Raw genomic sequence first — 21,537 nt, 5'->3', positions numbered from 1 at the left:
ACCTCCCGCTTTATATCCACAACTATATATTAGTGAAAAATAAGGACGTAACAACCCAAACTAACAAACATATACACTGAGATTTATAACCAAGACTACTACTCTTTTGCTTTTCGACCAAAGGCAAAAAGGTTTTCGCCCTTAGTCGAAAGGGCTTTTGACTAAGGGCGAAAACCTATTCGACTAAGGGCAAAAGGTCTATGGTTAAGCGGTTTTGCAATAGAAGTATGGTTATTGCCACTTAAATAGTGGCCTTCCGAGTCCGACTTACACTCAGATGAAAGCAAATTATACTTATCTGAACAATGTTGAAACAACCACGCTATCTCCATCATTAGGAGCCGGCTGCAGATCCAGCAAGCGGGCAATTATCAGATACAAATTGACATTCGCCATCACCGGCAGCTCGACATTCTGTTTGAAGGAAGGCCCTGCAGCATAAAAGATGGCCTCCATTTCCGGAGCAAAGTTATCATATCCATGTGTAGCCGCGAATACAGGACACGATTCGGGGCGGAATTGCAGATACGTCCCGATATCCGGTAATACGAACAGATCGCCTATACGCGGATTCTTTCCATACACGAACTTTTCCGGAATCTCATTCTTTCTCCAAACCGTTACACGAGGTACACGCTTCAGGATTGCATAAGCGCTATCTGTATAAGTCGGTTTCGGATAAAGCAAAGTCGGCACTCCGTCGAAAACATAATCGAAACTGTCGCGAGGCAGATAATCGTTCAGATTCACATAATTCTCCGGATAATAAGTTGCCATGCCATGATCAGACAGGACGATAAAATCAATCTGGTCAAAGATATCCAGCCTACGGGCTTCAGCAAAGAAGTCACCTAATATACGGTCCAAATGTTCAACCGTTGAAAGGGTTGCCGACGAATCGGGGGTTGCCCTATGCCCGACTCCGTCCGGTTCTTCCATATACCACATGATCAGGTGCGGGCGGACTTCCTCCGGCAGTTGCAACCAAGCAATCACCGAATCCGCCCTGTCAGAAAAAGGAACATTCTTATCGAACGGTTTCCAGATGGAAGGCCGGCATCCCTGTATCGGATATTCACTACCGACCCAATAGAACGAGGCGGTTCGGACACCCTGCTTTTCCGCCGTGTTCCAGATCGGCTCTCCTCCGAAAAAGGCTGGATTCGGATTTCCCATCACATAGACGCTATCCAGATCGGGGGCATAAAAGAAATTATTCACCAATCCATGATGATCCGGATGCAAGCCTGTCGCCATACTGTAATGGTTCGGGAAAGTCACACTCGGAAAGCTGGGACGAAAAGCAGCCTTCACCCCAACGCAGGCCAATGAATCGAGCGTCGGCGTATGTGCATGCGACGGATAATCCGAACGAAAACCGTCCATAGACAGGACTACGACGTAGCGTTCCTTCTTCGAGTGAGCCGTACATCCGGCTATCGACAAACAGATTATCGAAAAGAGACTTACTAATATGAATGTCTGAAATCTATACATATAGGTTTAGAAAATATATTTAAAACCGATCTGGGCATGCCAGCGAGACAAAACATCATTCTTGGTGATCGTATTCCTCGAATTATAAGCATATGTGTTTGTGTAGTTGCCATCTTCCCCCTTCTTACTGCCGATTACCTGCAAAGGCATTACGTTATAAGCTGCGGTGTAAGTGGTTCCCCATTTCTTATTCAACATATTGGCAAAGTTCGTAACGTCGAATGTCACCTGGAATTTGCTGCCACGGTCTTTCAGCACGAAGATATCCTGCGCCACATGCAGGTCGACCCGGTTTTCCCACGGAGCCGAATTGGAGTTACGCATGGCGTACGCTCCACGATGTTTCTTTGCATAGCTGTCGCCTTCGATCCATTCGTCAAACTTCCGACGGTCTTCTTCTGTCTTGAAGTCCATCTTCTGCAGTTCGTCTTCAGTCGGGATATAAAGCAATGAGTTTCCACCCCAGCCGTCACCGTTGTAGTCGATATAGACCGTTTTCTTTTTCTCGGCATCGTAGTAAGATTCGTTCATCGTCAGACTGTAACGCTGTCCCACGTAGCCGTTATAGACAAGAGAGACGGTAGTTGCCATGAAGCCTTTGGCATAGCGGGGAGTCCGATAACCGACAGAAACCATCACACGGTGAGGGATATCGAACATGGAATAAGCCAGACCAGGGTTATTGGAATCTACCGCATAATTATATTTCCAATTGGAATAAGCCACAGAAGAGGTTCCGTCATACACCGATTTGGAATGCCCGAACGTATAAGACGCAGCCAAGTCCAAACCGAAATAGAAACTCTTTTCAAACAAGGCGGACAGAGAATAGGTATATCCCATATTCGTATTTTTCAGATTGGTAATACTGAAATACTTCTTGTCTACGGAGTAATAAGGAGTGGCGGAAGTTTCCACACCCGGAACGGCATAGACTTTGGCATTGCTCGATAATGCCAGGTTCTCAAAATATACGTTATTGAATGTTTTGGAATATAGCCCTTCCAAAGTCATCTTCACATCACCGGGCAAGACACGTTCCAATGCCAAGTTCACACGGAAAACCTGCGGATATTTAAAGTCTTTGGACACGGTCACGATATCGGGGGTCGCAGGATTTCCCTTTTGGGAATTCATGGCTCCGATCGGATCATCCGCATATTGTCCCAACGAAGGGGCGGAAGTCGAACCGGAAGCAAAGATAGTCGTACCTTTCTGCTCAACCCCGGTATTATTATAAGCATTGGAAAGCCATACAAAAGGAACGCGCCCCGTAAACAACCCCAGTCCACCACGAATCAAGGTGGTCCGGCTATCGTCCGTATACCAGCGGAATCCCAGACGGGGAGATACCATCACTTTGGCGCCGGGCATTTCTCCTACTCTTTCCTTAATATTTTTGCTTGCGGCATATTCATTGAACTCATGATTGACTGTCGGATCATTAAACAACAAAGGGATATCAAAACGTAAACCGTAAGTCAGTGAGAAATTATCGGCAACATCCCATTTGTCCTGTGCGTAGAAGCCAAACTGACCGGCTTTAATAATAGGTGTATAGCGATAGTTACCGCCCGTCACATCGGGGTCCGTATACTTGAATACATATTTGGAAGGACTGTCATTCAAGAATGCGTCCATCGAACCGAACTCCCATGAGCCGGTAACGACCTGGATAAAGAGGTTCTTCATCCGGAATATTTCATTGTGCGTACCGAAGGTAAAAGTATGATTACCCTTATACCAGGAAAGATTGTCCTCAAATGTGTAAATATCCTGATCCAGGGCGTTTGCTCCTGAAGAATACTCCGTACCGATGTTGACCGTCGTATTGTTCGTTCCGCTGTTATCGCTACCGTTAATCTTTACGTTCGGCCCTTGATAAGCCACCTGGCGTTCATCCCGGACTGTCGTAACACCTGCACGGAACTCGTTATACAAGACATCGCTCCAATGGGAGTTCCACTCGGCCACAAACGAATTCGTCTTATTTTTCATCCGGTAACCACTCCCGTTAAAGAAGTAGGTCGTGCTTGACGGGCTGAAAATGTCATCGTATGAGTTATTATACTGATAACGGAAAGCCAGTTTATTGTTCCGGTCGATATTCCAGTCGATACGTCCTAAGAAATTAAAGGCCCTCTGATCTACATCGCGTGATCCGAAGCTCTCACGGATTCCGGTATATTCTTCATACTTATCGGCGATTTTCTGTGCCATATCGGTGGAAAATCCTTTCTCGTCATATCCGGCATAGAAACGGGAGGGATAAGATTCCTTACGGTTTTCTGCATTGGCAAAGAAAAACAGCTTGTCTTTGATGATCGGACCACTCAACGTCCCGCCAAAAGTTTTTGTGGACTGTTCCGTCAATTTATCCTTTATGTTATCTTTATAAGCATTGTATTTTCCGTAGAGACCTTCATTTGTAAAATAGGAATAGACCGATGCATGATATGTGTTGTTTCCCTGTTTGGTAATAGCATTGATGCCACCTCCGGTAAAACCGCTCTGGCGGACATCGAAAGGAGCGACCACCACTTGGATTTCCTGGATGGCATCCATCGAAATCGGATTGGCATTCGTCTGACCACCGTTTGTACCCGACGGAGCCAGCCCGAAAACATCATTGCTCACCGTACCGTCGATCTGGAAACTGTTATAACGGTTATTGGAGCCGGCAAACGTGATCCCTCCGTTTTTGGAGGTCATGGCCATCGGCATATTCTTTACGACATCATATATATTGCGGTCGACCGTCGGAGTCTCCTGTATCCTTCCTGTAGAAAAATTTTCGGATGCACCGATATTCGCTTTTGCATCAGCTGTGACTACCACTTCTCCCAATTGCTCCGAACTGGGATACAAGGTCGCATTCAGGACATATGTATTGCCCAATTCCAACCTGATATCCGTAAAAACAGCCTTTTTATAACCGACATAGGAAATCTCCACTTTATAGGGTCCTCCGGTACGCATTCCCTGGATCGTGTAGCGGCCATCCACATTCGTTACCGCACCATACATGGTTCCGGATGGTTCGTGTACCGCTACCACCGTAGCTCCTATCACATACTCATTTTGATCGTCGATAATTTTTCCGCTCAGTACGGAAGTTGTCACCTGAGCTTTTACGGAGAACCCTATGCATATCAAAACACATACAAAAAAGCAGATAACTTTTTTCATACAGAAATTTGTTTTTAATGAATACCCTCTACAAAATTTAACATTGCATCACAAAGATACAACCTTATTATCACGCTTTTATTATATTTCTGTACAAAATTAATGACAACTTATTAATTTTCATTCCCATTACGAAGGTCATCGGCAATATCCTGATGCTGCCGAGCCAACTCTTCCTCCCCTATATGCAGAAATGCTTCGGCAAGATATTCATGGGCTGCAGCGTGCTTCGGTTTCAGATCGACAGCTTTCATAAAGTCAGAAACGGCCTCGTCGTAATATTTCAGTTGAAGATAAGATTTTCCACGATTATAACGCGCTTTAAATGATTTCGGGTTCAGTCGCACGGCTTCATTCAGGCAAGTAACCGCCTGGAAACCGTCACCCATATCGAGAAGGGTCACTCCTTTACGTACCCAAGCATCCACAAACTCAGGATAAAGCTTGAGCGCTTTGTCGAAAGAGCGAATAGCTGCATTCGGATCGTGCGCTTTCGTAATACATTCATTCCCCATCAAATAGTATTCGTGGGCATATTCTTTCTGAATCTCCCGCTGGGCGTGTATCTCCTCCCGGAGTTTCTTGATCTGCGCCCGTTGAGTGTTCATAGTTTGCAATTTCATACGGAGCAACCGTTGCACTTCTGGCTTTTCCAGCTCATTCCGCTTACTGACAGCAGCAGCGAAAGCCTCAACCATCTCTTTCACATTGCCGGATTTAAAACAACGGGCGGCACGTGCATACAACAATTCCGCCTCACTTTCACGCAAACTTTTTTCAATCAACTGCCGGTCATTAAACATCTGGCTGAACTGGACGATCTCTTTCCGCACAAAGATATCATGCGGAGAAATCCGGCTTTTCAGCACCAGCCCTTCCAGAGACGTACAACGACTTAAAGCGACATATGTCTGGCCACCGGCAAACACGCCGCCTGTCAAATCCACCACGACACGGCTGAACGTAAGCCCCTGGCTCTTATGCACGGTGATCGCCCAGGCAAGACGAATCGGCAACTGCTCGAAAGTACCGACAATTTCTTCTTCGACCTTTTTCTCCTTTTCGTTGTATTTATATTTATAGTTGCGCCAAGAAGTCGGCTCGACCAGATATTCCCTCCCGTCCTCTAACAGGACGTAGACATTCCCATTCTCGTCGATCCCCGACACCATACCGATCGTACCATTGACCCAACGACGTTCATAATCATTATCGATAAAAATAACCTGGGCCTGCTCCTTGATGGATAGGTTTAATTGTGTCGGTAGAGACGACTCAGGAAAATCACCTTCGATCTTGCCGTGAGAAACGAACTCTTCACCGGGCAATTCCCCCAACTTCCGTTCATTGATAAAATCCACCTGATCCCGCCGGGTGGCAAGCGTGATGTACATATCCTCGTTTCGAGGTATAAAATCAGGGAAATAGCGAGCATTCAAAGTATCCAACTCCTGTTTCCGGGCAATATTGCTACGGATACGATCCAAAATATTGATAAATACAGGATCTGTCTGCCGGTACACTTTCTGCAATTCGATCGGGACCAGATTTATATCTTTGAAGACACGGGCCGAAAAGAAAAACGGACTGGCATAGAAGAGACTTAATATTTCTTTCTGGTCGGCAGGGACCACCGGCTCCAATTGGAAGACGTCGCCGACAAACAGCAATTGCTTGCCTCCGAACGGCAAACGCATATTACCGGAAAAGACACGCAAGATCCGGTCGACACAATCGATGATATCTGCCCGTACCATCGAAATCTCGTCTATAATGATCAATTCCACTTCCGAAATCAACTTCCGATGCTCTTTCCTGTATTTGAAAAACTCGAAGATCCGTCCGTTCTTCAGACTCAAATCCGGATCATCGGGCAACATCGGGCGAAAAGGTAATTTAAAAAAAGAATGAAGCGTCACCCCTTCCGCGTTAATCGCGGCTATCCCTGTCGGTGCCAATACGACATATTTCTTTTTCGTATGTGCGCAGATGTATTTCAAGAACGTGGATTTACCCGTTCCGGCCTTCCCGGTCAAGAAGACGGACTGACGTGTATGAGTGATCAGTTGCAGGGCATCCTGAAACTCCTTATTATCTGTGTCTAACTGAAATTCCAATCGTGTAATTTTTAAGTAGACAAAGCTATAGAATATTTTATATATCTACTCATAAAAAGTCCATAATTTATTTGCATATGTCCGAAACTTTGTCTTATTTTGTGATATCAAAATAATATCAAATAACGATCATTATGAAAACACAGGAAAAGAACTTCGACGGCATCAAATTATCCGGTTTTACGGCTATACTTATCATGCTTGCTTTAACAGGGACAGCCATATATCTACTATCGCTGCCACAAACACCGAGTATCATCGCCGGTGTCATCTGCGGGATATGCGTTGTTGTCATGTTACCCGGATTTATGATCATCCAGCCAAACAATTCGCGCGTATTGACTTTTTTCGGCAGATATGCCGGAACGGTCATTAGTAACGGTTTCTATTGGGTAAACCCACTTTTCCTGAAATCAACCGTAACATTACGCATCCTAAACTTGAACATCGACCCGATCAAAGTCAACGACAAAGTCGGAAATCCGATCATGATCGGAGCCGTGGTCGTCTGGAGAATAAAAGACACCTACAAAGCCAGTTTCGATATATCCGGAAACATCCGAGAGTTTGTCCAAATACAAAGCGATGCCGCTCTTCGGCAAGTAGCAGGCATGTATGCTTACGACACAAATGAGACGATTGATAAAGTCACACTCCGTTCCGATGAAAGCGGAGAAATAACCCAACGCCTAGAAGACGAACTCAACAGCCGTCTTGCCATCGCTGGAATCGAAATTGTGGAAGCCCGTATCAACTATCTGGCTTATGCATCCGAAATCGCCAGCGTGATGTTACGCCGCCAGCAGGCAGACGCCATCATTTCTGCCCGCGAACGGATCGTAGAAGGAGCTGTCAGCATGGTTCACCTGGCATTGGAAAAGTTAGAGAAAGACGGTGTTGTCGAGCTGGATGAAGAACGGAAAGCAGCAATGGTCAGCAATCTGCTGGTAGTCCTTTGCGCAGACGAGTCCGCACAACCTGTAGTCAATACAGGTACTTTATATCAGTAACTTAATACAGTAATATTAAATATGGCCAAAAAGGAAAATGGAAATGCGACCAAGAGTTTCATATTGCGTGTGGACGCAGAAATGATGGAAGCGATCGAAGCCTGGGCTGCCGATGAATTTCGGAGTACAAACGGCCAGATACAATACATTTTGGATCAAGCCCTACGCAAGGCAGGGCGCCTCAAAAAGAAACGAATACTAAAATCTGAAGAGAAAAATAAAGAGTAGAAAACAATAATAACGAAAACCTGTCCGGACGTTTTTTAAATATCCTTCGGTAGAAAATAACTTTTCAACTGAAGGATATTTCTTTCTATTCATTATAAATCAACGGCTAATAAATAACCACGCATCCTTATATTTCGGATTGGAACGGAGAGTTGCCATATAAGATTCCGCAGCTTCGCGATTATCAAACTTATCCGCATAGATACGATACTTCCCGTCACGAACAACCTTGCTGACATGCTTACATTCGTTACGATCTACACCGGCAATAAATTCGTCCGCTTGCGATTCTGATGGAAAACTGGCGATTACGATATGATACATTTTTTTAGATTGGACAACTACAGGCCTGGACACAAACGCCTTCTTTTCCGGAGCCGGAACAGACACAACTTTTTTCACTTCACGCGCAATCACCTCTTCCGATGACTCTTGCTTCGTATCTGCCTCCGCCACAGTACTGTCTGGCAAAACCGCTTCAAGAAGAACCGGCTTTTGTACAACCATCCCCGTCGGAACAAAACTGGCTGTATAAGCCTCTTGGTTAACATCTCTAACCGGAGTAGAAACCAACAGGAACAATGCCACTGCAGCAGCCGAAGCCATCACTGTACGGATAAGTTTACGGCTAATCGGAATATAAAGAGTATCTTTCTTCTCTTTTTGGGATGCAAGAAGAACCGCTTCTTCGCGTTCCATCTCTAGTGGAGCGAGAACCGGGAAATGGAAAACAGGCAAGCCATACGAGCCGACACTGAACAGATCGGTTTCCCCCGGATGGAAAATCATCTGTCCTTCTTCTCCTATGCTGAACGAACCTAACACCCCTAACGACAACTTTCCATATTGTTGCAGGATGTTCTTTATATCCTCCACATCTTCTTCCAGCATCAGTTGTGCCTGACGATAGCTCACCTCGTGCATCTGCATATACGATTCAGGCAAAAGCCCGTCATTATGTTGCAGCGTCATATTGAAACCGATCTCTTTTCTCAAAGGACGAAACGTATGTTCCTCCTTATGCTGCATGGCCGGAACAGCCTGCAGAACAAAACCTCCGAACTTCGGCACAATCACACAATCATGCACTAAAAGCAAACGTTCAATATGTGTTACAATTCTAAGCATACAACAAAGGTAAATCTTTTGTCTGGATTGACAAAAAATTTATAGGATTACAATTGATGAAATTCGTATCTTTGTAAGGAAAAGAATCAATTAATCAATAAAGATCATATCATGCTTGCATATACATATATTGAAAAAGGCAAATTTGGTTTAACAGAAAAACCGAAACCGAAAATTACGGATGCACGGGATGCGATCGTGCGTGTGACCCTGGGTAGTATCTGCACCAGTGACCTGCATATCAAGCACGGAAGTGTACCCCGCGCAATACCCGGAACAACCGTCGGACATGAAATGGTAGGTGTCGTCGAAGAAGTGGGAACAGGTGTCACATCTGTCAAACCCGGAGACAGAGTAACCGTGAACGTCGAGACTTTCTGTGGAAAATGCTTCTTTTGCCAACACGGATATGTCAATAATTGTACCGACCTCAACGGTGGCTGGGCTTTAGGCTGCCGTATCGACGGAGGACAGGCGGAATATGTCAGAGTACCCTATGCCGATCAAGGACTGAATCGCATTCCCGACACGGTCAGTGACGAGCAGGCTCTGTTTGTCGGAGACATACTTGCCACAGGTTTTTGGGCTACTCGCATCTCGGAAATTACGGAGAAAGACACGGTCCTCATCATCGGTGCAGGGCCTACCGGAATTTGTACTTTACTCTGCTCGATGCTGAAGAACCCGAAGCATATCATTGTCTGTGAAAAGTCTCCTGAAAGGGTTCGGTTTATCCGTGAACATTACCCTGACGTATTGATCACGACTCCTGATAACTGTAAGGAGTTTGTACTCAAAAACAGTGACCACGGCGGAGCAGATGTTGTTCTGGAAGTGGCAGGGAGCGAAGACAGTTTCCAGATGGCGTGGGAATGCGCTCGTCCAAACGCGACAGTCACAATCGTGGCTCTTTACGATAAACCTCTACTTTTCCCTCTGCCTGACATGTATGGTAAGAACCTGATTTTCAAAACCGGTGGAGTAGACGGTTGTGATTGTGCTGAGATTCTCCAACTGATTGAGGAAGGCAAGATAGACACCACTCCCCTTATCACCCACCGCTTTGCATTGAACGAGATCGAGGAGGCTTATCGAGTTTTTGAAAACAAACTGGACGGTGTAATCAAGATTGCTATTTATTAAAAGACTTGTCAAATGCCTGTTATCGAAATATCTTCTTTATCTCATCCCGGAGTCGAGATGTTCTGTACACTCACCGAAGCTCAGTTGCGCAATCGTATCGAGCCAGACAAAGGTATTTTTATCGTAGAAAGCCCAAAGGTTATCACGAGGGCTCTGGATGCCGGCTACGAACCTTTAGCCATTTTGTGCGAGCACAAGCATATCACAGGAGATGCTTCCGATATCATTGAACGTTGTAGCAACGTGCCTGTCTATACAGGAGAAAGGGAGTTGCTTGCGACATTGACCGGCTATGTCCTGACACGCGGTGTCCTTTGCGCCATGCGTCGTCCTGAGCCACGCGGCATGGAAGATGTATGCCAGAAGGCCCGACGCATCGTCGTAATCGATGGGGTTGTCGACACAACCAATATCGGTGCTATTTTCCGTTCGGCGGCGGCTCTTGGAATTGATGCCGTATTACTGACACGCAACTCTTGTGACCCATTGAACCGTCGCGCAGTCAGAGTGTCAATGGGGACAGTCTTTCTTGTGCCCTGGACTTGGATGGACGGTTCTCTTGGCGACTTGGGAAGACTGGGTTTTCGTACGGCAGCCATGGCACTCACAGACAATTCTATTTCCATCGATAATCCTGTCTTGGCAACCGAACCCAGATTGGCAATCGTGATGGGGACTGAAGGGGACGGACTTTCGCAGGAAACGATTGCCGCAGCCGACTATGTTGTCCGCATCCCCATGTCGCACGGTGTCGATTCACTTAATGTGGCAGCCGCAGCGGCCGTGGCATTTTGGCAACTTCGTGCTCCGAATCCACAATAATTCCCCGATTGCATATCGTTCACCTACAACCATTGTAAATAGATTCAATTATGATTACTTTTGCCATCCTATTAAAAAGCGAAAGATCATGGCAGACAACTATCTGGAAAAGAAATACGAAGAATATAAATCCCGCAAGGAGGGACGTACGAACCATCCGTACAATGGTAGGAAAACAACCGTTATCCACAAAACCAGGAGAGTCTTTGTAACAGGAGGTGCGGAAGGTATAGGCAAAGCGATCGTAAGAGCTTTCCGTTCCGCCGGACACCGCGTGGCGTTCTGCGACCGTAACGAAGCGGCGGGAAAAGAGACAGCGTTGCAGACCGGAACCTCTTTTTTCCATGTTGACGTAAGTGACCAAGAAGCGCTAGAGAACTGCATGCAGCAGATTTTCAAGGAATGGGGCGATATCGATATCATAATCAACAATGCGGGAATCAGTTGTTTCTCCCCTATCACGGAAACCGGTGTGGAAGATTTCGACCGGATATTATCCGTGAACTTGCGTCCGGTTTTCATCACTTCCCGCAGATTGGCCATTCACCGCCAATCACAGGAGGCACCCAATCCGTTCGGACGGATCGTCAATATCTGTTCCACTCGCTATCTGATGAGCGAACCCGGCAGCGAAGGTTATGCGGCATCCAAAGGCGGTATCTATTCGCTGACACACGCCCTTGCACTATCGCTTGCCCAATGGCATATCACGGTCAACTCGATTTCGCCGGGCTGGATCGAGACGCGCGACTACGAACAGCTTCGCCCAGAAGATCACGCCCAACATCCGTCGGGGCGAGTAGGTAAACCGGAAGACATCGCCCGTTTGTGCCTGTTCATCTGCCAGGAGGAAAATGATTTTATGAACGGCGAGAACGTAACGATCGACGGAGGGATGACAAAGAAAATGATCTATATCGAGTGACAATAGCTATACCATAGGCATGACACAACCGTTACATAGACATGGCACAACTGTTACCATAGCATGAAACTGTTGTTTCCTCGGCATGAAACGACTGTACCATGCCGAGGAAACAACAGTGCCAACGGCATGAAGAAATCGTGGCACAACTATAAAAGATCATCAAAGCCGGATTCCTTTTCTATTTCCATATACACTCCAGAGACAGGATGAATAAACCCCAAGTATTCGGCATGCAGATACAAGCGGTCTGCCTTCCTGCCATACAACTCATCCCCTACTATCGGGGCATTCAAGCCAAGCGGATGGGCCGAATGGACACGCAACTGATGTGTGCGCCCGGTTTTCGGTATGAAAGAAATAAAAGTACGCCCCGAATCATAATGCAGCACAGTATAATCAGTCACGGCAGGTTTTCCGTGAACCGCATCGACCACCTGCCGCGGCCGGTCTTCCGGATCCGGGCGGAGGGGGAGTTCAATATGACCTTCTTTTTTCTCCACAATGCCATCCAACCAAGCAACATATCGTTTACACACCGTCCGGTTCTTGAACTGTGCCTGCAAGTTCTGGTGCACTTCTTTCGTCTTGGCTATAAGGATCAGGCCGGAGGTCGCCATGTCAAGTCGGTGCACGATCATCGGTCCGGTTGCTTCGGGATACATCCGTCGCACTCGCCCGTAGACGGAATCGATATCCGATTTTCCGGGGACTGACAACATGCCGGCCGGTTTGTTCACTACCGACAACCATTCGTCTTCATACATGATTTCCAACTCCGTATCCCGGTGCATATCCGTTTCCAACGGGTTTTCCTCGACGTGTAGGCCTTGTAGCATATGCTTCAGGATCGGTCCGCATTTCCCTTTGCAGGCCGGATAATAATATCCATGACGGCGGATCTCGTTTTTCGGAGAATCTCCCCACCAGAATTCAGCCATAGCAAGAGGTTGCCAACCGTTCCGGTAGGCATATTGCAGGAGCTTGGGAGCCGCACACTCACCTGCACCTGCCGGTGGCGTCTTTTGGACGGTATCTTTAAACAAGTTGCACAAATCCCGTTCCTCCCCGCGGGCGTTCAACATGCGGAATTGTTTGAAAAGCCATTGTTGAAGGGCAGCCGAACGGGTCTTGCGTTCTGCTTTGAGGCGTTCGATTTCCGTCTCGAACACCTCTACTTCCGCTTGGAGGGAGGCAAGGTGATCTTTCCAATATTGTTTCTGCCGTTTCAGTTCCGCTTTCTGGAACTGGCTTTCACGGATCAGCTGCTCCGAATCTACCCGTGTGACGGTCGAACGCAACCGGTCACGTTCAACCTTAGCCGCTTTCATCCGTCCCCGTATATCATCCAAAACCTGTCCGGCAAGGATCGTCTCGTCAGCCAACCGTTGCTTGCAATCTTTATATCGCACATCTGCCTGCAACTCCTCGATCCGCCTGTTGATTCCCGATATCTGTTCTTCTTCGATTCTGAAAAAGCCATCTGGCTCTTGCACGTCATAAACCGGAGGCACGAAATAAGTGTGTCGATTCTTCCCTGCCAGGATGCCAGAGAAGGCTGCCAGATAGCCGACTTCCCCCTCTCCTGTACGGACAATCAAAACGCCAAACATCTTCCCTTTCCGCAGTTCTCCCTGCCATTCTCCCTTTGTCGACAAATAGCGCCCGACCTCGCCCGCTGCCGCCACACAAAGGGGATGCGGGGTATAATGGAACGGATAGGTAAACTTTTCCGGCAGAGAGAGAAGAGAAATAGAATCTGCAAAATAGTGAAGTTTGTTCATGCTTTTTCCGAATCAAAACGTTTTATCCGGCAAAAGTAAAGGATTTTTTTGGACAGCTCCGTTTTATCCAGTAGATTTGTAACCATCAATTTTAGACCAATTAATAATTAGCGTTTTAACAGACCATGAACAGACTCATCATCGCCTTGTTAGGCTCCGTCTTGTATTCCGGCACAAGTATGGCTCAGAAACAGACCTATTTTACCAATCCTGTTATTCACGGGGATGTCGCCGACCCGTCCATCCTGAGGATCGACGATACTTATTATGCAACGGGGACTTCCTCCGAATGGGCTCCCTACTATCCGGTATTCACATCTAAAGACCTAGTCAACTGGAAACAGACCGGACACGTATTCGAGCAGCAGCCGGAATGGACCAAGTCGTCGTTCTGGGCTCCGGAATGGTATTATCATAACGGTAAGGTTTATGTATACTATACCGCACGAAAGAAGTCGAACAACACTTCCTACATCGGAGTAGCCACCTCCGACTCTCCGACAGGCAAATTCAAAGATCACGGACCGGTTGTCGAATTCGGAACGGAAGCGATCGATGCTTTTATCCTCGAAGACAAGGGTGATTTATACATCAGCTGGAAAGCCTACGGACTGGACAACCGGCCGATCGAACTTCTCGCCAGCAAGTTGACTCCGGACGGGTTGAAATTGACCGGCAAGCCGTTCAGCCTGCTCCGAGACGACGAACGTGTGGGGATGGAAGGACAGCACTGGTTCAAAAAGAACGGTTACTACTATCTGATCTATGCGATTAATGGTTGTTGCGGTCCCAATAGCGACTATGCCGTAGCTGTCGCCCGCTCGAAGAAGCTCGAAGGGCCTTATGAAAAGTATGAAGGAAATCCGATCCTGCACGGGAGCGACGAGATACAATCTATCGGTCATGGCACACTGACGACGACGCCTGACGGACGTATGTTTTATCTATGTCACGCCTATTCGGAAGGCAGCGATTTCTTTCTAGGGCGTCAGCCCCATCTCCAGGAGTTGCGTTTCGGAGAGGACAACTGGCCTTATTTCGTTACCGGCGAATATGCCCGCTTGGTACAACCGATGCCTTTTGCCGATTGCGTGCAAGAGCCGGTAACCGGTTTCTTCGACAATTTTGCCGACCCGAATCTGCGCCCGGAATGGAGTTGGAATTATCCGTACTCGAATGTCCAAGCTAAAATCGAAGCGGGCAGACTGTGGCTGAGTGGTTCTCCCAAGCCGGAATGCAAGACAGGAGAGGCACTTTGCCTTCGTCCTGCATCTTCGGGCTACACATTGGATGCCGGCATAACAAACCAAAATGGCAGTTGGAAAGGGATCACGCTTTACGGGGATAATAGCTATTATATCGCTTACGGCCCGGTCGGCGACCGATTGCAAATAAAGTTGGTTCGAGAAGGGAAGGAACAACAGTTGGCCGATCTGCCACTGCCCAGCATGGCATTGCATCTGCGCATGCAGGTGAAAGAAGGACTCCCCTATCAATTCGCCTGGAGTAAAGACGGCAAGCAATGGACTCCGGTGAACCACGGTCTATCGGAAGAAGCCATACGCTCACTTATTCGCTGGGATCGGGTGGCACGTCCGGGACTTTACCATGAAGGAGACGAAAAGGCACCTGCCGTATTTGAATATTGTTCTTTATCTTATCAGTAAGAATTAGAAACCGGCATTTGCCAGGTTTCTCAGAATATCTTCATAGGGGATGACAGATGACTTGCGCAACAAGACTCCATCATCCCCATGCATATTTCCACAGACAGGCAAGCACAGACTTAGGCACGGGATTCCCGGCAGATCTGAGCTGGAGCCTTTACTGTATTCCCAAGTCTCATCGGGTTCTGCTTCATGTACAAACACGCACGAAGTACCGCTTGCTTGAAGTAATTCGACAATGTGATAACCGGTTATTATATCAAAACCATGATCGTTTTCGATAGAGAAAGCAGCTTCATCTTCCCAACCTTCATTCGTGACATCAAGCACGAGAGCCTTACCTACCAGACATTCCATTCGGCCTAACATCTGCATGATTTCGATGGCTCCTGCCGAGTCTTTCTCTTCATCTCCCGTGAAAGCGACCAGAACGGATTCATCCAGTTCGCCCCGCAACATCAGGTCGATCACGGCAGCATTGGTCGCACTATTGTCGAACGTGCCCTTCCAGCAAAGTTCGTCTTCGTCTTTGGCAAAACAATTTTTATAAACGCAATCAACATGGGATGAAACAAGCGTCCGGTAAGTATTTTCTTCTTCCATCGGCTTTCCATACAGCAAAGAAAGACTTCCCTCGCCCAACAATTCATAACCCGAATTTTCCAACAAGGCTTTTATCTCATGTATCCGGTCTTTCTTCCGAAACTGTTTTCCGTCATCCTTACAATCCACCGTCAACCGTTTCAACAATTCTGCATATTCCATATATCCCTTCTTCCTATAAAACTACATTAAAAACTCTTCCGATCAACAAATATATGGCAGAAACAACAAACCCGCACATATTTGGTATTTAAACTTGGAAGATAATGTTGATTATGCCTAAATTTGTAGAAAAGAACAGACTCAATATGCCATCAACCCGTATCCGACAAGAACAGGAGATCGTCGCACAGATGGTCCGTATCTATTGCCGTCAGAAAGAAAAGCACACGGATTTATGTCCGGATTGTAAAGAACTTTTGCAATATGCTCATGCACGACTGTCTCATTGTCCTTTCGGAGAGAAGAAAACAACATGCCGGTTATGCCCTGTTCATTGCTACAAACCGGATAGGCGCAAGAAAATGCAGGAGGTCATGCGTTTTACTGGCCCCAGAATGATATTATATCATCCGACAGCTGCTATCCGGCATCTGCTACAAGAATTTTTTCATAAATAGAAATCCATTGTTATTAAAAATCCATGCTACAGAAAATAAATTGGTCTGCAATTAGTCCTGATGAATCAGAAAAGCTAAAAAACGAATTGGTAGAAGTATGGGAGGCCTCCGTTCGAAGCACCCACCGTTTTCTGACCGAAAAGGATATCCGGTTCTTCAAGCCGTTAATCCGGAACAAATATATTCCGGTTGTCGAATTATACACCATCCGAAATGGACAAAACCGGATAGCTGCATTTATGGGGCTAAGTGACGAATTAATCGAAATGCTTTTCGTCCATCCGGAAGAACAAGGAAAAGGGTACGGCAAGCTGTTAATCGAATTTGTCATTCACCACAAACAGATATTCAAAGTAGACGTCAACGAACAAAACGAAAAAGCTACTTCTTTCTATCTGAACAGAGGATTTGATATTGTCGGAAGAGATGAAACCGATCCAAACGGCAATCCATTTCCGATCCTGCATCTTTCGCTCAATGAAACAATCGTGCAGGCTTCAGACAGTTCCTTCGAAATCCGGCAAATCTTCCGCCATAAGAAACGTTTCCTCGATCTTCTGTTGTTGGCCGATGAACAGGAATCGATGATAGACCTTTATCTCGAACGGGGAGAAATGTTTGCTTTGTACGATCAAAATATCCTAAAAACTATTTGTGTTGTCACGGATGAAGGTGGCAAAACGATCGAACTCAAAAATATCGCAACCGATCCACAATATCAGAAACAGGGATATGGCAAAAGATTGATCCGATTTATCTCCGAACATTATGCGGGGAAATATGACACTCTGCTTGTCGGCACAGGTGAAAGTCCGCTGACCATCCCTTTCTATGCACAGAACGGATTCAAATACTCGCATCGTATCAAGGATTTCTTTACCGACAATTATGATCATCCTATATACGAAGACGGCAAGCAACTAGTGGATATGGTCTACTTACGAAAAGAACTTTCCAAGTCCAAGTAACAAAGTAGTAACAAAATCAATTCAGTAAAATCCGATTGTTTCAAAAATAAACAAACAAATACTTGCATAGTAAAAAAGGAATGCCTACGTTTGTGCATCCAAGTCCTTGACTAAGAAAAAATATGTAACCTTGACTATGACTTCAAAAAAAGAATTTGTTAATCGAAGCGTTTGCTATCTTAATAAGATCTTTTATGCGGGGGCTCTCAACACTGAGAGGCCCCGTTTTTTATCAGACCCTCCCGCTCCTAGAATGCATCTTCCGGAATCCCGGATTCTGGATTCCTGCTTGTCGGACGATATGCCTTCCATTTGTAAGGCTGGTTAAACCTCTTCATTGAACGGCCTTCCTTAAGCCTCTTGTCGTACACCGCGTGTCCTCTATACTCCCAGTGTAGAATTCTGATCCAAGTCGGGCTTTCTCCACTGAACGGTCGGATCATTTATCCCCCCATTCGTGCACCTGCCGGATCTTGGGACATTACAATACGAGCATTACATGCAAATCAAACATAACGTCGTGGAGGACAAACTCGCCATCCAAAAACACGATCTCTAAAGAATGGGCTGTCGGAAACGAAAAAAGCCGACTCAAAACTGAATCGGCTTCCTTCACGGAGAACTTTCGCTCTCACTCCTAAAAAACGGCGGCTATCTACTCTCCCACTTTTACGCAGTACCATCGACGTGGTTGGGCTTAACTTCTCTGTTCGGAATGGGAAGAGGTGGATCCCCAACGCTATAACCACCTTAATACCTCTTTGTAAGATTTTGACTGGACAACCCCATTACCTGAAGTAACTAATAGAAACATATGGCATCAGCCATCTGCTGATATATCAACCCTTACATGATCGAAAGTCTCGGGCTATTAGTACTACTCGGCTTCGACATTGCTGCCCTTACACCTGTAGCCTATCTACGTCGTAGTCTACAACGACCCTCTAGGGATATCTCATCTTGAGGCTGGCTTCGTACTTAGATGCTTTCAGCACTTATCCAATCCAGACTTAGATACCCGGCGGTGCACCTGGCGGTACAACCGGTAAACCAGTGGTCTGTCCAACACGGTCCTCTCGTACTAGTGTCAGAGCCCCTCAAATATCCTACGCCCACGATAGATAGAGACCGAACTGTCTCACGACGTTCTGAACCCAGCTCGCGTGCCACTTTAATGGGCGAACAGCCCAACCCTTGGGACCTTCTCCAGCCCCAGGATGTGACGAGCCGACATCGAGGTGCCAAACCGCTCCGTCGATATGAGCTCTTGGGAGCGATCAGCCTGTTATCCCCGGAGTACCTTTTATCCTTTGAGCGATGGCCCTTCCATGCGGAACCACCGGATCACTATGCTCTAGTTTCCTACCTGATCGACTTGTCTGTCTCCCAGTCAAGCACCCTTATGCCATTACACTCTACGACCGGTTACCAATCGGTCTGAGGGTACCTTTAGAAGCCTCCGTTACTCTTTTGGAGGCGACCACCCCAGTCAAACTACCCACCATACAGTGTCCCCGCTTCTGCGGGTTAGAACTCAAACAACCAAAGGGCCGTATTTCAACGGCGACTCCACAAATACTGGCGTACCTGCTTCACGGTCTCCGGCCTATCCTACACATCGATTGCCCAAATTCAATGTAAAGCTATAGTAAAGGTTCACGGGGTCTTTTCGTCCCATCGCGGGTAATCGGCATCTTCACCGATACTACAATTTCACCGAGCTCACGGTTGAGACAGTGTCCAGATCATTACACCATTCGTGCAGGTCGGAACTTACCCGACAAGGAATTTCGCTACCTTAGGACCGTTATAGTTACGGCCGCCGTTTACTGGGGCTTCAATTCAAGCCTTCTCTTGCGATGAGCTCTCCTCTTAACCTTCCAGCACCGGGCAGGTGTCAGGCTGTATACTTCATATTTCTATTTCGCACAGCCATGTGTTTTTGTTAAACAGTTGCCTGGACCTATTCTCTGCGCCCTACCTCTCAGTAGGGACCCTTTATCCCGAAGTTACAGGGTCAATTTGCCTAGTTCCTTAACCGTGAATCACTCGAGCGCCTCAGTATTTTCAACCCAACTACGTGTGTCCGTTTACGGTACGGGTACTTTATGAATATGCTTAGCGGATTTTCTTGGGAGCCTGATTACGTCCATTTTGCCTTGTGCAAGCACGCGGCATACTGTCAAGGTCGACTCTCCCTGCGGATTTGCCTACAGGAATCTACATCTACACTCTTCAACCACCTATTCCGTCAGATGGCAGGACTTTCACTTCTCCGTCTCCACATCGCTCCATAAAGTAGTATGGGAATATTAAACCATTCTTCCATCGGTATCGCCGTTCGGCTTAACCTTAGGTCCCGACTTACCCTGATCCGATTAACGTTGATCAGGAAACCTTAGTCTTTCGGCGAGGAGGTTTCTCACCTCCTTTATCGTTACTTATACCTACATTTGCGTTTCCAAAAGCTCCAGCAAAGGTCATCCTTCACCTTCGACGCCGTTGGAATGCTCCCCTACCATGTATTTCTACATCCATAGCTTCGGTAAACAGTTTATGCCCGAGTATTATCCACGCCGGACTCCTCGACTAGTGAGCTGTTACGCACTCTTTAAATGAATGGCTGCTTCCAAGCCAACATCCTAGCTGTCTCTGCAGTCCGACTTCGTTAGTTCAACTTAACTGTTATTTGGGGACCTTAGCTGATGGTCTGGATTCTTCTCCTCTCGGACGCGGACCTTAGCACCCGCGCCCTCACTCCTTATCAATATATAGCACGCATTCGGAGTTTATCTGGACTTGATAGGCGGTGAAGCCCTCGCATCCAATCAGTCGCTCTACCTCATGCTATACTAAATAAAGGCTGCACCTAAATGCATTTCGGGGAGTACGAGCTATCTCCAAGTTTGATTAGCCTTTCACCCCTACCCTCAGTTCATTGGAACACTTTTCAACGTATACCCATTCGGACCTCCAGTTGGTGTTACCCAACCTTCATCCTGACCAAGGGTAGATCACTTGGTTTCGCGTCTACTCACTCCGACTATCACGCCCTATTAAGACTCGCTTTCGCTTCGGCTCCGGGCCTGAAGCCCTTAACCTTGCCGGAGAAAGTAACTCGTAGGTTCATTATGCAAAAGGCACGCCGTCACAACTTACGTTGCTCCGACCGCTTGTAGGCAGACGGTTTCAGGGACTATTTCACTCCTCTGTTCGAGGTGCTTTTCACCTTTCCTTCACAGTACTGGTTCGCTATCGGTCTCTCGGGAGTATTTAGCCTTACGGGATGGGCCCCGCTGATTCACACAGAATTTCTCGTGCTCCGCGCTACTCAGGATTCCACTAGGCTTCGTTAAAGAGTCGTATACTGGGCTTTCACCGTCTACGGCCGTTTGTTCCAAAACGTTCTACTTCCTTAATCTCTTGCCACAACGTGGTCCTACTACCCCGACAATGCCTAAACATCATCGGTTTGGGCTGTTCCGCGTTCGCTCGCCACTACTTGCGGAATCACTTTTGTTTTCTTCTCCTATGGGTACTTAGATGTTTCAGTTCCCCACGTTCGCCTTCCTTACGGAATGACTGGCCTTCTACCAGCCGGGTTGCCCCATTCGGAAATCTTGGGATCAAAGGTTATTTGCACCTACCCCAAGCTTATCGCAGCTTATCACGTCCTTCATCGCCTCCGAGAGCCAAGGCATCCACCGTCTGCCCTTGCTTACTTTCTTTATCACTGACACTGCTTCCTTTTATTGCTAAAATTGAAGCCCGTGTCGGATTGATATATCTTCAGCTTGCTCTATTTTTTTGTTACTTTACTTTTTTGAAGTTGTCCA

The 21,537-nt window shown here is 46.8% G+C and carries 14 protein-coding genes, 2 rRNA genes and 1 pseudogene; 9 read left to right on the top strand and 8 right to left on the bottom strand.

Translation table 11 applies throughout. The features are described from left to right. Positions 1–294 precede the first annotated feature (294 nt). The 3 genes from NQ542_RS00315 to NQ542_RS00305 form a co-directional block, all read right to left on the bottom strand. Entirely contained in the window at positions 295–1,497 is a 1,203-nt protein-coding gene (locus tag NQ542_RS00315) for an alkaline phosphatase family protein (protein WP_039850222.1), read from the bottom strand. A gap of 6 nt (positions 1,498–1,503) precedes the next feature. Further along, positions 1,504–4,686 (bottom strand): TonB-dependent receptor, encoded by a 3,183-nt coding sequence (locus NQ542_RS00310; protein ID WP_005641573.1) that lies wholly within the window; start codon positions 4,684–4,686, stop codon positions 1,504–1,506. A gap of 113 nt (positions 4,687–4,799) precedes the next feature. Further along, positions 4,800–6,803, bottom strand: a complete 2,004-nt coding sequence (locus tag NQ542_RS00305; protein ID WP_005641577.1) for a tetratricopeptide repeat protein — start codon at positions 6,801–6,803, stop codon at positions 4,800–4,802. A 134-nt stretch (positions 6,804–6,937) separates the two neighbouring features. Between NQ542_RS00305 and NQ542_RS00300 the strand changes: the two genes are divergently transcribed. Continuing rightward, positions 6,938–7,813, top strand: a complete 876-nt coding sequence (locus NQ542_RS00300) for an SPFH domain-containing protein (protein ID WP_005641579.1) — start codon at positions 6,938–6,940, stop codon at positions 7,811–7,813. Positions 7,814–7,834: 21 nt separating this feature from the next. Continuing rightward, positions 7,835–8,041, top strand: coding sequence for a type II toxin-antitoxin system antitoxin (locus tag NQ542_RS00295; protein ID WP_005641581.1), 207 nt, complete (start codon positions 7,835–7,837; stop codon positions 8,039–8,041). 99 nt (positions 8,042–8,140) lie between these two features. Here NQ542_RS00295 and NQ542_RS00290 read toward each other — a convergent pair whose 3' ends face one another. After that, on the bottom strand, positions 8,141–9,169 hold the full coding sequence (locus NQ542_RS00290; protein ID WP_005641583.1) for an HU domain-containing protein: 1,029 nt from the start codon (positions 9,167–9,169) through the stop codon (positions 8,141–8,143). A gap of 111 nt (positions 9,170–9,280) precedes the next feature. Between NQ542_RS00290 and NQ542_RS00285 the strand changes: the two genes are divergently transcribed. From NQ542_RS00285 to NQ542_RS00275, 3 genes are all read left to right on the top strand, one after another. After that, the gene (locus NQ542_RS00285; RefSeq protein ID WP_005641585.1) at positions 9,281–10,312 is read left to right on the top strand and encodes an alcohol dehydrogenase; all 1,032 of its coding nucleotides are present in this window, start codon (positions 9,281–9,283) and stop codon (positions 10,310–10,312) included. A gap of 12 nt (positions 10,313–10,324) precedes the next feature. Beyond that, entirely contained in the window at positions 10,325–11,134 is an 810-nt protein-coding gene (locus tag NQ542_RS00280; RefSeq protein ID WP_005641587.1) for a TrmH family RNA methyltransferase, read from the top strand. Positions 11,135–11,222: 88 nt separating this feature from the next. Continuing rightward, complete coding sequence (locus tag NQ542_RS00275; protein ID WP_005641589.1) at positions 11,223–12,059, top strand: SDR family NAD(P)-dependent oxidoreductase; 837 nt, start codon at positions 11,223–11,225, stop codon at positions 12,057–12,059. Between the two features lie 149 nt (positions 12,060–12,208). Here the strand turns inward: NQ542_RS00275 and NQ542_RS00270 are convergent, their stop codons facing one another. Beyond that, positions 12,209–13,843 carry an RluA family pseudouridine synthase gene (locus NQ542_RS00270; protein WP_005641592.1) on the bottom strand — a complete coding sequence of 545 codons (1,635 nt, stop codon included), beginning with the start codon at positions 13,841–13,843 and terminating at the stop codon, positions 12,209–12,211. Positions 13,844–13,968: 125 nt separating this feature from the next. Between NQ542_RS00270 and NQ542_RS00265 the strand changes: the two genes are divergently transcribed. Continuing rightward, positions 13,969–15,510: a family 43 glycosylhydrolase gene (locus tag NQ542_RS00265; RefSeq protein ID WP_005641594.1), complete on the top strand. Its 1,542-nt coding sequence runs from the start codon at positions 13,969–13,971 to the stop codon at positions 15,508–15,510. Between the two features lie 3 nt (positions 15,511–15,513). On the opposite strand, the gene NQ542_RS00260 is transcribed toward NQ542_RS00265, so the two are convergent. Continuing rightward, a complete protein-coding gene (locus NQ542_RS00260) occupies positions 15,514–16,275 on the bottom strand; it encodes a hypothetical protein (protein ID WP_005641596.1) in 762 nt (253 codons plus the stop codon). Between the two features lie 104 nt (positions 16,276–16,379). Here NQ542_RS00260 and NQ542_RS00255 point away from each other — a divergent pair, with 104 nt between their 5' ends. The 3 genes and pseudogenes from NQ542_RS00255 (at position 16,380) to NQ542_RS00245 (ending at position 17,701) form a co-directional block, all read left to right on the top strand. Beyond that, positions 16,380–16,733, top strand: a complete 354-nt coding sequence (locus NQ542_RS00255; RefSeq protein ID WP_005641598.1) for a nitrous oxide-stimulated promoter family protein — start codon at positions 16,380–16,382, stop codon at positions 16,731–16,733. A 23-nt stretch (positions 16,734–16,756) separates the two neighbouring features. Beyond that, positions 16,757–17,110 (top strand): annotated as a pseudogene (locus NQ542_RS00250) (GNAT family N-acetyltransferase); the annotation flags it as partial. Between the two features lie 138 nt (positions 17,111–17,248). Next, entirely contained in the window at positions 17,249–17,701 is a 453-nt protein-coding gene (locus tag NQ542_RS00245; protein ID WP_227945712.1) for a GNAT family N-acetyltransferase, read from the top strand. A 642-nt stretch (positions 17,702–18,343) separates the two neighbouring features. On the opposite strand, the gene rrf is transcribed toward NQ542_RS00245, so the two are convergent. Both rrf and NQ542_RS00235 read right to left on the bottom strand, forming a co-directional pair. Further along, positions 18,344–18,454 (bottom strand): 5S ribosomal RNA (rrf, locus tag NQ542_RS00240). Between the two features lie 99 nt (positions 18,455–18,553). Then, positions 18,554–21,429: ribosomal RNA gene (locus NQ542_RS00235) — 23S ribosomal RNA — on the bottom strand. Positions 21,430–21,537: the final 108 nt, after the last annotated feature.

The sequence above is a fragment of the Parabacteroides merdae ATCC 43184 genome, from assembly GCF_025151215.1.
Classification (GTDB): domain Bacteria; phylum Bacteroidota; class Bacteroidia; order Bacteroidales; family Tannerellaceae; genus Parabacteroides; species Parabacteroides merdae.
The sequence above is the reverse complement of the archived record's forward strand: the minus strand, read 5'-3'. Positions and strand labels throughout refer to the sequence as shown.